The following is a 12,832-nucleotide window of genomic DNA, read 5'->3' as shown; positions in this document are numbered from 1 at the left end:
GCCTCCCGACCCGCGGGGGCGGGTCGGGAGTGGTTCTGTGGGTGCGCGGCCCGCTCACTGGCCCGCGTGTTTGGCGGCGACCGTCTCGGCCCGGGACTGGCTGGTCTTCAGGGCGCTCTCGACGCTGCCGCGGCCGGCGATGGCGGAGCTGATCTCCTGGGAGACCTGCGTGCCCAGATCGGTGAACTCGGGGATGCCGACGAACTGGATGCCGGGGGCGGGTCGTGGCTGCACACCGGGGTTCAGCGGATCGGCGTTGGTCAGCGCGGTCTTGGTGGCCGCGGCGAACGCCGATGCGGCGGTGAGGTACTGGGCGTTGGTGTAGGTCGAGGTGCGCTTGCCGGCCGGGACCTTGGACCAGCCCAGCTTGCTGCCGACGAGGTTCTCGTAGTTCTTGCCGGACGCCCAGGAGATGAACTTCCATGCGTCGTCCTGGTGCTTGCTGGCCTTCTGCAGACCCCAGGCCCAGGTGTAGAGCCAGCCCGAGCTCTTCGTCCGGTCGACCGGCGCGGGCACGTATCCCATCTTCCCGGCGACCGGGGAGCCCGTGCCGTCCAGCAGGCCGGCGGCCGAGGTGGCGTCGTACCACATGGCGACCTTGCCCTGCTCCATGTTGTTCAGGCACTCCGTGAAGCCGGCCTGCGGGGCGCCCGCCTCACCGTGCGCCCGTACCAGGTCGACATAGAACTTCGTCGCCTTGGTGAACTCCGGACTGTTGAGCTGGGCCTTCCAGTCCTTGTCGAACCAGGTGCCGCCCATGGTGTTCACGACCGTGGTCAACGGTGCGATCAGCTCGCCCCAGCCGGGCTGCCCGCGCAGGCAGATGCCCTTCATGCCGGGCTGCGCCCCGTCGGCCTTCGCCGCCAGGTCCGCGACCTGGGTCCAGGTCGGGTTGGCGGGCATCGTCAGGTTCTTGGCGGCGAAGACGTCCTTGCGGTACATCAGGAACGACGACTCGCCGTAGAACGGCTCGGCGTAGATCTGTCCGCCCGAGGTGAGGGACTCCTGGATGCTGGGCAGGATGTCGCCCTGCTCGAAGGCGGTGTCGGCCTTGGACTGCGCGGTCAGCGGTGACAGCCAGCCGTTCTTGGCGTAGATCGGGGTCTCGTAGTTGCTGATGGTCGCCACGTCGTACTGTCCGGCCTGGCTGGCGAAGTCCTGACTGATCTTGTCCCGGACGTCGTTCTCCGGCAGCACGGTGAAATTGACCTTGATGCCGGTGGATTTGGTGAAGTTGTCCGCGGTCAGCTTCTGCAGATCCACCATCTGCGGGTTGTTGACCATCAGCACGTTGATGGAGTGCGTCTGGGAGCCGCCGCCCCCGCCACCGGCGCCCGAACATGCGGCCAGCAGGCTGGTGCAGAGCGCCACGGCGACCGTTGCGACGGTGCGCGGCGTGTTCCTCGGTCTTGTCGTCACGCTGGATCCCTTCGTTGGTGATCCGGCCGGGTGGGACCGGGTGTCAGCTGATTTCGCCCACGCCACAGCTGCCCGCGGCCGGGGGCCGCGGATCGAGGGGGTGGAGGGGGTGGAGGAGCCGTCGAGTCAGACGCGGATGACCTGCGGCCCCAGGAGGGTGTAGCGGTGCGCTTCCGCGCTGGACAGTCCGGTGTCGGTGACGATGGCCTCGAAGTCGGCGACCTCCGCGAACCGGCAGAAGCTGCTCGCCCCGAACTTGCCGTGGTGCCCCAGGAAGACCCGTCTGCGGGAGACCTCGATCGCCTTGGCCTTGACGTCCGCCACGACCGGGTCGGGCGTCGTGAGCCCGAACTCCCGGGAGATCCCGTTCGATCCCATGAAGGCCAGGTCGATGACGAAGCCCGAGAGCATCGCGCAGGCCCAGGAGCCCACGGTGGCGAGCGTCCGGGCGCGGACCCGGCCGCCGAGGAGGAGGACGGTGGTGGTGTCCGACTCGGCGACCGCCGCGGCCGTCGACAGCGACGCGGTCACCACGGTCAGGGGTTGGTCGGTCGGCAGCAGTGCGGCGAGGATCTGCGGTGTGTAACCCTCGTCCACAAAGATCGTTTCCGCGCCGTCGAGGAGCTTGACGCCTTCGGCGGCGATCCGCCGCTTGCTCTCGACGTGCAGCGTGACGCGCTGGGCCAGATTGGTCTCGAAGCCCGCGCTCTCGACGGGGTAGGCGCCGCCATGGGTGCGGCGGACCAGTCCCCTGCGCTCCAGCGCGCTCAGGTCCCGCCGGATGGTCTCCGGAGCGACCCTGAAGTCGGCGGCCGCGACGGCGACCTCGACGCGGCCCGCCTGGCGCGCCAGAGCCAGCAGCCGGTGATGCCTCTCCTCCGACCTCATCACCGCCACCCGCCCTTCTCCGCCCGTTCGGGCATCCGTGGCCCGAATGGGCCCGTCCATGAGTTATACCGCCGCGCCCAGGCCGTGCGCCGCCCCGTTCCGGGCAAGAGGTTGCCCGATTGCGCCCGGACAGAAAACCACAGGTGCGCAGGCCAGAGGCATGAATTGGATCAACCGGGGCGCCGGCTCTGCCCGGCTTCCACCGATGAGCTGCCGAAACCCGTGGTTCCGGACACCGGAGCCAGCAGAACGGTGCGCCGGCACGACCCGGGCGGAGGGCTCGTCACGGACGAGTGCGCGCGCTTCGTGCCGGACATCAGCGCGTGGGAACCGGACGACAGACGCTAGGTCCGGACGGCGTCCTGCGTGCCGGTCGTCCGCGCGGCCGCCTCGTTCCACCGGGTGCGGTCGGCGGTCGGCTCGTGGCGGCGTAGCGGCTGCGTGGCGCGGAGCAGGGACCGGATGTCCGCGAGGCCGCCCCCGATCACGCCCGCGGCCCGCGCCTGCACCAGGGCGTTGCCCAGGGCCGCCGCCTCGGCGGGGCCGGCCACGACCGGCAGCCCGCAGGCATCCGCCGTCAGTTGGCAGAGCAGCTCGTTGCGCGCGCCGCCGCCGACGATGTGGACGACGTCGACGTGCCGTCCCGACAGCCGCTGGGCGTCCTCGATCGCCGCGCGGTGCGCCAGCGCGAGGGAGTCCAGGATGCAGCGCACCGTCTCCGCGGGGTTCCGCGGTACCGGCTGGTCAGTCCTGCGGCAGGACTCGGCGATGCGGTCCGGCATGCCGTCCGGGGCGAGGAAGGCCGGGTCGGCGGCATCCACGACGGAGCGCAGCGGCGGGGCCTGTGCCGCTGCGGCAAGGAGCCGGCCGAGGTCGTGCGGAAGGCCCGCGGCCCGCCAGGTGCGCAGGCATTCCTGCAGCAGCCACAGGCCCATGATGTTGCGCAGATAGCGGACGGTGCCGTCGACGCCCAGTTCGTTGGTGAAGTTCGCGGCGCGCGAGTCCTCGGTGAGGACCGGTGCCGCCAGTTCCACGCCGGCCAGCGACCACGTGCCGCAGGAGATGTACGCGAAGCGCTGGGTGTCCGCCGGCACCCCGGCGACCGCCGACGCGGTGTCGTGCGAGCCGACCGCCACCACCGGCACGGGGTGCTCAAGACCGGTCGCCTCCAGAACCTCCGGCAGCAGCTCGCCGGCCGGGTCGCCGGGCCTGCGCAGCGGCGGGAAGAGCGACAGGTCGATACCGAGCCGCCCGGCCAGTGCGTGCGCCCAGTCACCGGTGCGCGGGTCCAGGAGCTGGGTGGTGGAGGCGTTGGTCAGCTCCGTGCCGGCGATACCGGTGAGCCAGTACGACAGGAGGTCCGGCATCAGCAGCAGCCGCGCGGCGGCGTCCAGTTGGGGGGTCCCCTGGGCAGCGGCCAGCTGGTAGAGGGTGTTGAACGGAGCGTGCTGCACACCGGTGGCGGCATACAGCTCCGCCTGCGGCACCTTCCGCCCGATCCGCTCCGGAACGCCCTCCGTCCGGGCGTCGCGGTAGTGGACGGGGTTGCCGAGCAGCGAACCGTCGGCCGCCAGCAGTCCGTAGTCCACGGCCCAGGTGTCGATCCCGACGGACGTCACCCGGCCCGCCGCCCGCAGGCCGTCCAGGACCCCGCGGTACAGCGCCAGCACGTCCCAGTGCAGGGTGCCGCCGACGCGTACCGGAAGGTTGGGGAAGCGGTGGACCTCGTCCAGGCCGACCGACCGGGCGGTCACCCGGCCGACGATGACGCGCCCGCTGGAAGCGCCGAGATCGACGGCGGCGAAGGCACGGGGGTCGCTCGGTGGCATGCGGAGCCTCACAGGAAGTGATGGGTACGGGGAGCTCGCCGGCCGGCAGGGGTGGTCGCCGCCGCCGGCCGGGACCCGCTATCGCAGGAACGCCGCTGCCACCCCGGCGTCGACGGGGATGTGCAGGCCCGTCGTATGGCTGAGGTCTCCGCCGGCCAGCGCGAAGACGGCGTTGGCGACGTGCTCGGGCAGCACCTCGCGCTTGAGCAGGGTGCGCTGGGCGTAGAACGCGCCGAGGTTCTCCTCGCTCACCCCGTACACGGCGGCGCGCTGGGCGCCCCAGCCGCCCGCGAAGATCCCCGAGCCCTGGACCACCCCGTCGGGGTTGATGCCGTTCACCCGGATGCCGTGCTCCCCCAGCTCGGCGGCGAGCAGCCGCACCTGGTGGGCCTGGTCGGCCTTGGTGGCGCCGTAGGCGATGTTGTTGGGGCCGGCGAAGACCCCGTTCTTGCTGGAGATGTAGACGATGTCACCGCCCAGGCCCTGCTGGATCATGATCCGTGCGGCCTCGCGCGAGGTGAGGAAGGATCCGCGGGCCATGATCGCGTGCTGCAGGTCCCAGTCCGCGGCGGTGGTCTCCAGCAGCGGCTTGGAGATGGAGATGCCCGCGTTGTTGACCACCAGGTCCACTCCGCCGAAGGCGAGCACCGCCGCGTCGAACGCCGCCCGGATCTCTTCCTCGGAGGTGACGTCGGCCGTCACCGCGACCGCGCGGTCCGCCCCGCCGAGTTCCTCGACGACGGCCGCGGCACCGGTCGCGTTGATGTCGGCCACGACCACGCAGGCTCCCTCGGCGGCGAGCCGGTGGGCGATCGCCCTGCCGATGCCCGAGCCGGCGCCGGTCACCAGCGCGATCCGGGTCGCCAGCGGCTGCGCCGGGGGCATCCGGCGCAGCTTCGCCTCCTCCAGTTCCCAGTACTCGATACGGAACTTCTCGGACTCCTCGATCGGCAGGTACGACGAGACCGCCTCGGCACCGCGCATCACGTTGATCGCGTTGAGGTAGAACTCCCCCGCGACGCGCGCGGTCTGCTTGTCCTTGCCGTAGGAGAACATCCCGACGCCCGGGACCAGGACCACCGCCGGGTCGGCGCCGCGCATCGGAGGCGAGTCGGGCGTCGCGTGCCGCGCGTAGTAGGCGGCGTACTCCTCGCGGTACTCGGTGTGCAGCTCCCGCAGCCGTCGCACCGCTGCGTCGAGCGGCGCGTCGCCTGGCAGGTCCAGGACCAGCGGGCGGACCTTGGTGCGCAGGAAGTGGTCGGGGCAGGAGGTGCCGAGCGCGGCCAGCCGCGGGTGTTCGGTGCGGGAGAGGAAGTCCAGCACCGCTTCGGAGTCGCTGAAGTGCCCGATCTGCGGACGGTCGGCGGAGGCGACGGACCGCAGGACGGGGGCCAGTGCGGCCGCTCTGGCCCGGCGTTCCGCCGAGGGCAGCGGCTCGTAGCCGGGCAGGACCGGTCCGAACGGTTCGCTCCTGCCGCGCCGGTCGAGGAACTCGGCGGCGGTGCGGATGATGTCGAGGGAGTTCCCCTCGCACTCCTGCGAGGTCGCACCCCAGGCGGTGATGCCGTGGCCGCCGAGTACGCAGCCGATGGCCTGCGGGTTGGCGTCCTTGACGGCGGCGATGTCCAGGCCCAGTTGGAATCCCGGGCGGCGCCACGGCACCCAGGCGACCCGGTCCCCGAAGCACTCCTTGGTCAGCGCCTCGCCGTCGGCGGAGCAGGCGAGCGCGATGCCGGAGTCCGGGTGCAGATGATCGACGTGCTCGGCACCGACCAGGGCGTGCATCGCGGTGTCGATGGAGGGCGCCGCCCCGCCCTTGCCGTGCAGGCAGTAGTCGAAGGCCGCCACCATCTCGTCCTCGCGGTCGACGCCCGGATAGACGTCCACGAGGGCGCGCAGCCGGTCGAGCCGCAGCGCGGCGAGCCCGGTCGCGCGCAGGGTGCCCAGGTCTCCGCCGGAGCCCTTGACCCACATCAGCTCGGTGTCCTGGCCGGTCACCGGGTCGGTGGCGGTGCCCTTGGCGGACGTGTTGCCGCCCGCGTAGTTGGTGTTGCGCGGATCGGCGCCGAGTCGGTGGCTGCGCGCCAGCAGCTCCGCCGCCTGCGGGTGCGGTTCTGCGGTCATCGTGGAGTCCCTTGCGGATACGGATGGGGATGCGGAGCGGAAGCGGCAGTCGGTGGCGGCGGGCGTCGGAGGCGTCACGCCCCCCAGCCCGCCTGCGTCCCGCCGACCCGCTCCGCGACGATGTGATCGGCCCAGCCGGAACGCTTGTAGGCGGCGATCGGGTCCGGGTCGATGCCCTGCTCCTCACGGATCTCGCGCAGCAGCGGACGGACGTCGGTGTTGTACGCGTCCATCAGTACGGCGTTCGCCTCCAGCACCTCACCGGCCTGCTGCGCGGCGCGCAGGGCGACGGGGTCGACCAACAGCGCCTTGGCGGTGGCTTCCTGCACATTCATCACCGACCGGATGATCGCCGGGATCTTCGCTTCGATGTTGTGGCACTGGTCGAGCATGAAGGCCACTCCGGTCTCGGCCGCGAGCCCGCCGCCGCGCACCACTTCGTACATGATCCGGAAGAGCTGGAACGGGTCCGCCGCGCCGGCCATCAGGTCGTCGTCGGCGTAGAAGCGCGAGTTGAAGTCGAAGCCGCCGAGCTTCCCCTCGCGCAGCAGCGTCGCCACGATGAACTCGATGTTGGTGCCGGGGGCGTGGTGGCCGGTGTCGACGACGACCTGCGCCTTGGGGCCGAGCTTGAGGCAGTGGGCGTACGCGGTGCCCCAGTCCGGCACGTCCGTGGCGTAGAAGGCCGGCTCGAAGAGCTTGTACTCCAACAGCATCCGCTGGTCGTCGGCGAGCCGCTCGTAGACCTCGGTCAGCGCGTCGCCCAGCCGTCCCTGACGATCGGCGATATCGTCCTGTCCGGGGTAGTTCGTCCCGTCGGAGAACCACAGTTTCAGATCGCGCGAGCCGGTGGCGTCCATGATGTCGACGCATTCCAGCAGATGGTCGGTGGCCTTGCGCCGGATCTTGGGATCGGGGTGGGTGACTGAACCGAGTTTGTAGTCGTCGTCCTGGAAGACATTGGAGTTGATCACCCCGAGCCGCACACCCTGCCCGGCCGCGCGGGCCGCCAGCGCCGGGTAGTCGTCGGTCCTGTCCCACGGGATGTGCAGCGCCACCGAGGGCGCGGCCGCGGTGAACTCGTGGACGCGCGCCGCGTCGTCGATCTTCTCCTGCGGAGTACGGGGCACGCCAGCCTGCGCGAACACCTTGAAGCGCGTGCCGGAGTTGCCGTACGCCCAGGACGGTGTCTCGATGGACTGGGCCTTCAGCGCGGCCTTCACCGTGGACAGGTCGGTCATGTTCATCGCTCCCGCCATGAATCGTTTCACTGAGGGGAAGCTAGGTGCCCGAAGAGGGAGTGTCAACCTCCTGGTTACGGGAGTTCAGCCGACTGCGGACACCGGAGCCGAAAACTTGAAACGAAAGCATTGACGCGTCATGTCGCACTGGCCTAACGTCCGTGCAACTCAGTTGAAACCTTTCATGTGAGGCCCCACCATGGACCAGCCGAAGTCGGCGGAACGGCCCGTACTCTCGCTGGAGGACGCCAGCAAGTCCTTCGGTGCGGTCCGGGCTCTGCAGGGTGTGTCCCTGGCCCTCTTCGCCGGGGAGGCGCACGCACTCGCCGGCGAGAACGGGGCCGGGAAGTCCACCCTGATCAAAGTGCTCGCGGGAGTGCACCGGCCGGATGCCGGGCGGGTGCTGGTGGACGGCGAGCCCGTCACCTTCCACGGACCCTCGGACGCCCGGGACGCCGGTATCGCGGTCATCTACCAGGAACCGACGCTCTTTCCCGACCTCACCGTCGCCGAGAACATCTTCATGGGCCGCCAGCCGCGCCGCTCCTTCGGCCGGGTCGACCACCGGTCGGTACGGGACGCGACCCAGGCGCTCATCGAACGGCTGGGGGTCGATCTCGACCCCGGGCAACTCTGCCGCGGCCTGTCCATCGCGGACCAGCAACTCGTCGAGATCGCCAAGGCGCTCTCCTTCGACGCCCGGGTCCTGATCATGGACGAACCCACCGCGGCGCTGACCGGAGCCGAGGTGGCCCGGCTGTTCGGCGTGGTGCGGACGCTGCGCGAACAGGGCACCGCCGTGCTGTTCATCTCGCACCGGCTGGAGGAGATCTTCGCCCTCTGCCAGCGCGTCACCACCCTGCGGGACGGCCGGCTGATCTCCAGCGACCCGGTCGACGGCCTGACCGAGGACGACCTGGTACGCCGGATGGTCGGCCGTGACCTGGACGAGCTCTACCCCAAGCAGCCCGCGCGGATCGGCGAAACGGCCCTGGCCGTGCGCCGGCTGACCCGGGAGGGCGTCTTCACCGACGTCTCCTTCGACGTCCGCCGCGGCGAGATCGTCGCACTGGCCGGACTGGTGGGCGCCGGCCGCAGCGAGGTCGTACGCGCCGTCTTCGGTGTCGACCGCGCCGACGCCGGGGACGTCCACGTGGCCGGGAACAAGCTGCCGGCCGGCTCGCCCACGGCCGCGATGGCCGCCGGCGTCGCCCTGGTGCCGGAGGACCGGCGCCAACAGGGCCTGGTGATGGAGCTGTCCATCGAACGGAACATCGGCCTGACCGGACTCGACCGGCTCGGCCGCGGCGGCCTGGTCCGCAGAACGCTGGAGCGCGGCCGGGCGGCGGACTGGGCGGTGCGGCTCCAGCTGAAGTACAACCGGCTCTCCGACCCGGTCGGCGTGCTCTCCGGGGGCAACCAGCAGAAGGTCGTGCTGGCCAAGTGGCTGGCCACGGAACCCGGTGTGCTGATCGTCGACGAGCCGACCCGGGGCATCGACATCGGCACCAAGGCCGAGGTCCACCGGCTGCTGTCCTCGCTCGCCGCCGAAGGACTCGCCGTCCTCATGGTCTCCTCCGACCTGCCGGAGGTCCTCGCCATGGCGGACCGGGTGCTGGTCATGCACGAAGGACGCATCACCGCGGAACTCCCCCGCGCACTGGCCACCGAGGAGTCGGTCATGGCCGCGGCCACCGGCCGGAACGCCGGCGGAGAGAAGGCAGCCTGATGACAGCGACAGTGGAACAGCCCACGGCGCCGCCCGGCGCGCGCAAGGTGACGGCCCGTTCGCTCACCGAGACCGTCTTCCGGGCCCGGGAGATCAGCATCGCCGGGTGCCTGGTGCTGCTCGTCCTCGGCACCTGGGCGGCCAACCACCGCTTCCTGTCGGAGCAGGGCATCAAGGACCTGCTCCTCAACGCGTCGATCCTGATCCTGCTGGCCGTCGGCCAGTCGGTCGTGGTCCTCACCCGCAACATCGACCTCTCGGTCGGCTCGGTCGTGGGACTGTCCGCCTTCGCCTGCGGGAAGTTCGTCTCCGGCACCGACCGCAACGCCGTCCTCGCCCTGCTGCTCGGCATCGGCGTCGGCGCGCTCTGCGGCCTCGTCAGCGGACTGCTGGTCAGCTTCGGACGGGTACCGTCCCTGGTGGTCACGCTGGGGATGCTCTACATCATCCAGGGCACCGACTACTGGTGGGCGCACGGTCAGCAGATCAACGCCGCCGACGTCCCCGCGTCCGTCCTCGACCTGGGCAGCGGAAGCGTCCTCGGCGTCCCGTACCTGGCACTGATCGCCGTCGCCGTACTCGCCGCCGCCTCCTACTACCTGCGCTCCTACCGCGGCGGCCGGGAGCTGTACGCCATCGGCTCCAGCCCGGAGGCCGCCCGGCTGGCGGGCATCCCGATCCGCCGCCGGATCCTGGCGGCCTACGTCTTCTCCGGCGCGGTCGCGGGATTCGCCGGCGCCCTGTGGCTGGCCCGCTTCGGCACCGTCGTCGCCGACAACGCCCACGGCTGGGAACTGACCGTGGTCAGTGCGGTGGTGGTCGGCGGCGTCGCCATCACCGGCGGCACCGGCAGTGTCTGGGGCGCGGCGCTCGGCGCGCTGCTGCTCACCACCGTCGGCAGCGTCCTGGTCGTCCTGAAGGTCGACTCCTTCTGGCAGAGCGCCATCACCGGGGCCCTGCTGCTCGCGGCCATCAGCGTCGACCGGATCGTGACCCTGCGCATGACCAGCGCCCTGAGGAAGAGGAACGCGCGCCATGTCCACCAAGTCTGACCTGAGCCGGTTCCTGCGCTGGGACGTCGCGGTCGGCATCCTGCTCGTGGCCGTCTTCGCCACCGGGGCCGGCACCACCGAGGGGTTCGCCACCACCGGCAACCTGTCCTTCGCCCTGAACGACATCGCCGAGGTCGCGATCATCGCGCTGCCGATGACGCTGCTGGTGGTGGCCGGCGAGATCGATCTGTCGGTCGCCTCCATGCTCGGCCTGGCCAGCGCGGTCAGCGGCAAACTGTGGGAATCGGGCTGGGCGTTCGAAACCATCGTTCCGGTGGTCCTGGCCATCGGCGTCGTCGGCGGCCTGCTCAACGGCTGGCTCGTCACCCGGGTCGGGCTGCCCTCGCTGGCCGTCACCATCGGCACGCTGACGCTCTACCGTGGGCTGGCGTCGGTGGCGCTGGGCAGCAACGCGGTCACCGACTTCCCCGAGACGTACGCCCGGTGGACGTCGGACACCAACACCGTGCTCGGGTTCCTGCCCTACCCCTTCGCCCTGTTCATCGTCCTGGCGGCCGTCACCGGTGTGGTGCTGCACGCCACCGGATTCGGCCGCTCCCTGTTCGCCACCGGCGCCCAGGAGGAGGCCGCCTACTTCTCCGGCATCCGGGTCAAGCGGATCAAGCTGCTGCTGTTCGTCCTCACCGGACTGCTGTCGGCCTTCGCGGGCATCGTCTTCACGCTGCGCTACGGCAGCGCCCGTGCCGACAACGGGCAGGGCTTCGAGATGCTCGTCATCGCCTCCGTGCTGCTGGGGGGCGTCGACTTCGACGGCGGCAAGGGCACGCTCGGCGGCGCCATCGCCGGAGTGCTGCTGATCGGCCTGCTCAAGAACCTGCTCATCCTCAACGACGTGGCCAACGAGGTCCAGGTGATCGTCACCGGACTCCTGCTGGTCGCCTCGGTACTGACCCCGCGGGTGATCGCCGCGGCCCTCGAACGGCGCCACCGGCGCGCGGCCGCCGCTGTCTGACGGCGCCGCACCGCCCCCTCCGTAGAACCGTCACCCGAAGAACTCCCCCAGGAAATCCCCGAAGAAGGGCTTCGCCATGTCCCTCCCCACCAGCGTCACGGTGCGCGCGCTCACCGCGGTGACCGCCGTCTGCGCTCTCGCCCTCACCGCGACCGCCTGCGGTGGCACGAAGAAGTCCAGCTCCGACCAGGGGCCGGGCACTGCCTCGACGGCCTCGGCCGATCCCGGGGCCGCGCTCAAGAAGGATCTGAAGCTCGCGTTCCTGCCCAAGCAGATCAACAACCCCTACGAGACGATCGTCGACAACTCCGGCATCGCGACGGCGAAGGAGCTCGGCAGCACCGCCAAGGAGGTCGGGCCCTCCGACGCCAGCGCGTCCTCGCAGGTCTCCTACATCAACACGCTCATCCAGCAGCAGCAGGACGCGATCCTGCTGGCGGCCAACGACCCCAACGCGGTCTGCGGTCCGCTCAAGCAGGCGATGGCCAAGGGCATCAAGGTCGTGGCGTACGACTCCGACACCGCCAAGGACTGCCGGCAGCTCTTCATCAACCAGGCGAGCTCCGAGCAGATCGGCCGCAGCCTGGTGCAGAACCTCGGCAAGCAGCTCAACTACCAGGGCAAGATCGCGATCCTGTCCGCGACCCAGAACGCGACGAACCAGAACACCTGGATCGAGTTCATGAAGAAGGAGCTAGCGCTGCCGGCCTACCAGGGGATGCAGCTGGTGAAGGTCGCCTACGGGGACGACGACGACCAGAAGTCCTTCCAGCAGACCCAGGGACTGCTGCAGGCCTACCCGGACCTGAAGGGCATCATCGCCCCGACCACCGTCGGCATCGCGGCGTCCGCACGCTACATCAGCTCCTCGTCCTACAAGGGCAAGGTCGTGGTGAACGGGCTGGGCACCCCCAACCAGATGCGCAAGTACGTCAAGGACGGCACCGTCGCGCAGTTCTCCCTGTGGGACCCCAAGAAGCTCGGCCGGCTCGCCGCGTACGCCGCGGCCGCCCTGTGCTCCGGTCAGATCACCGGCGCGGAGGGGCAGACGTTCAAGGCCGGTGACCTGGGCACCTTCACCGTCGGCAAGGACGGTGAGGTCATCCTCGGCAAGCCCACCGTCTTCGACACGAGCAACATCGACGGCTTCGACTTCTGAGCGTGCCCCACAGACCGGCCCGCCGCCCGCCGGCGGCGCGGCCGGCCGCCGGCGGTGAAAGGACCGGGTCCATGCGGCGTGTCTGCTTCCTGCTTCAGGTCCGCCAGGACCGGATCGACGAGTACCGCCGCCGGCACGAGGCCGTGTGGCCGGAGATGACCGCCGCGCTGTCCGCCGCCGGCTGGCACAACTACTCGCTCTTCCTCCGCGAGGACGGGCTGCTGGTGGGCTACCTGGAGACCGCGGACTTCGCCGCGGCCCGGACCGCGATGGCCGCCACCGAGGTCAACACCCACTGGCAGACGGAGATGGCCGGGTTCTTCGAAGCCCCCGACGACGGCCGGCCCGACCGGGCGATACGCCCCCTCACCGAGATCTTCCACCTCATGTGACGGCCGGCGACCCGGCCGGACCGCTC

The 12,832-nt window shown here is 70.6% G+C and carries 10 protein-coding genes; 5 read left to right on the top strand and 5 right to left on the bottom strand.

The window, feature by feature from the left end:
- Window positions 1–54: 54 nt before the first annotated feature.
- From LNW73_RS32770 to rhaI, 5 genes are all read right to left on the bottom strand, one after another.
- On the bottom strand, window positions 55–1,419 hold the full coding sequence (locus LNW73_RS32770; protein ID WP_250992467.1) for an ABC transporter substrate-binding protein: 1,365 nt from the start codon (window positions 1,417–1,419) through the stop codon (window positions 55–57).
- A 126-nt stretch (window positions 1,420–1,545) separates the two neighbouring features.
- Complete coding sequence (locus LNW73_RS32765; RefSeq protein ID WP_250992466.1) at window positions 1,546–2,307, bottom strand: DeoR/GlpR family DNA-binding transcription regulator; 762 nt, start codon at window positions 2,305–2,307, stop codon at window positions 1,546–1,548.
- A 344-nt stretch (window positions 2,308–2,651) separates the two neighbouring features.
- Window positions 2,652–4,136 carry a rhamnulokinase gene (locus LNW73_RS32760; protein ID WP_250992465.1) on the bottom strand — a complete coding sequence of 495 codons (1,485 nt, stop codon included), beginning with the start codon at window positions 4,134–4,136 and terminating at the stop codon, window positions 2,652–2,654.
- 78 nt (window positions 4,137–4,214) lie between these two features.
- A complete protein-coding gene (locus LNW73_RS32755) occupies window positions 4,215–6,260 on the bottom strand; it encodes a bifunctional aldolase/short-chain dehydrogenase (RefSeq protein ID WP_250992464.1) in 2,046 nt (681 codons plus the stop codon).
- Window positions 6,261–6,334: 74 nt separating this feature from the next.
- Complete coding sequence (gene rhaI / locus LNW73_RS32750) at window positions 6,335–7,501, bottom strand: L-rhamnose isomerase (RefSeq protein ID WP_250993111.1); 1,167 nt, start codon at window positions 7,499–7,501, stop codon at window positions 6,335–6,337.
- A 199-nt stretch (window positions 7,502–7,700) separates the two neighbouring features.
- Between rhaI and LNW73_RS32745 the strand changes: the two genes are divergently transcribed.
- The 5 genes from LNW73_RS32745 (at window position 7,701) to LNW73_RS32725 (ending at window position 12,806) form a co-directional block, all read left to right on the top strand.
- On the top strand, window positions 7,701–9,230 hold the full coding sequence (locus LNW73_RS32745; protein WP_250992463.1) for a sugar ABC transporter ATP-binding protein: 1,530 nt from the start codon (window positions 7,701–7,703) through the stop codon (window positions 9,228–9,230).
- Window positions 9,230–10,282, top strand: coding sequence for an ABC transporter permease (locus LNW73_RS32740; RefSeq protein WP_250992462.1), 1,053 nt, complete (start codon window positions 9,230–9,232; stop codon window positions 10,280–10,282). The genes LNW73_RS32745 and LNW73_RS32740 overlap by 1 nt, the downstream gene beginning before the upstream one ends.
- The gene (locus LNW73_RS32735) at window positions 10,266–11,255 is read left to right on the top strand and encodes an ABC transporter permease (protein WP_250974062.1); all 990 of its coding nucleotides are present in this window, start codon (window positions 10,266–10,268) and stop codon (window positions 11,253–11,255) included. The genes LNW73_RS32740 and LNW73_RS32735 overlap by 17 nt, the downstream gene beginning before the upstream one ends.
- A 76-nt stretch (window positions 11,256–11,331) precedes the next feature.
- Window positions 11,332–12,414: a rhamnose ABC transporter substrate-binding protein gene (rhaS, locus tag LNW73_RS32730; protein WP_250992461.1), complete on the top strand. Its 1,083-nt coding sequence runs from the start codon at window positions 11,332–11,334 to the stop codon at window positions 12,412–12,414.
- Window positions 12,415–12,485: 71 nt separating this feature from the next.
- A complete protein-coding gene (locus tag LNW73_RS32725) occupies window positions 12,486–12,806 on the top strand; it encodes an L-rhamnose mutarotase (protein WP_250992460.1) in 321 nt (106 codons plus the stop codon).
- Window positions 12,807–12,832 lie beyond the last annotated feature (26 nt).

Source organism: Streptomyces sp. RKAG337, from assembly GCF_023701715.1.
GTDB lineage: Bacteria > Actinomycetota > Actinomycetes > Streptomycetales > Streptomycetaceae > Actinacidiphila.
This window is presented reverse-complemented; position numbering and strand designations above follow the sequence as displayed.

Excerpts from the sequence above, each read along its gene's own strand:
- LNW73_RS32765 (WP_250992466.1), bottom strand. The coding sequence starts at position 2,307 with ATGAGGTCGGAGGAGAGGCATCACCGGCTGCTGGCTCTGGCGCGCCAG.
- LNW73_RS32760 (WP_250992465.1), bottom strand. The coding sequence starts at position 4,136 with ATGCCACCGAGCGACCCCCGTGCCTTCGCCGCCGTCGATCTCGGCGCT.
- LNW73_RS32755 (WP_250992464.1), bottom strand. The coding sequence starts at position 6,260 with ATGACCGCAGAACCGCACCCGCAGGCGGCGGAGCTGCTGGCGCGCAGC.
- rhaI (WP_250993111.1), bottom strand. The coding sequence starts at position 7,501 with ATGACCGACCTGTCCACGGTGAAGGCCGCGCTGAAGGCCCAGTCCATC.
- LNW73_RS32745 (WP_250992463.1), top strand. The coding sequence starts at position 7,701 with ATGGACCAGCCGAAGTCGGCGGAACGGCCCGTACTCTCGCTGGAGGAC.
- LNW73_RS32740 (WP_250992462.1), top strand. The coding sequence starts at position 9,230 with ATGACAGCGACAGTGGAACAGCCCACGGCGCCGCCCGGCGCGCGCAAG.
- LNW73_RS32735 (WP_250974062.1), top strand. The coding sequence starts at position 10,266 with ATGTCCACCAAGTCTGACCTGAGCCGGTTCCTGCGCTGGGACGTCGCG.
- rhaS (WP_250992461.1), top strand. The coding sequence starts at position 11,332 with ATGTCCCTCCCCACCAGCGTCACGGTGCGCGCGCTCACCGCGGTGACC.
- LNW73_RS32725 (WP_250992460.1), top strand. The coding sequence starts at position 12,486 with ATGCGGCGTGTCTGCTTCCTGCTTCAGGTCCGCCAGGACCGGATCGAC.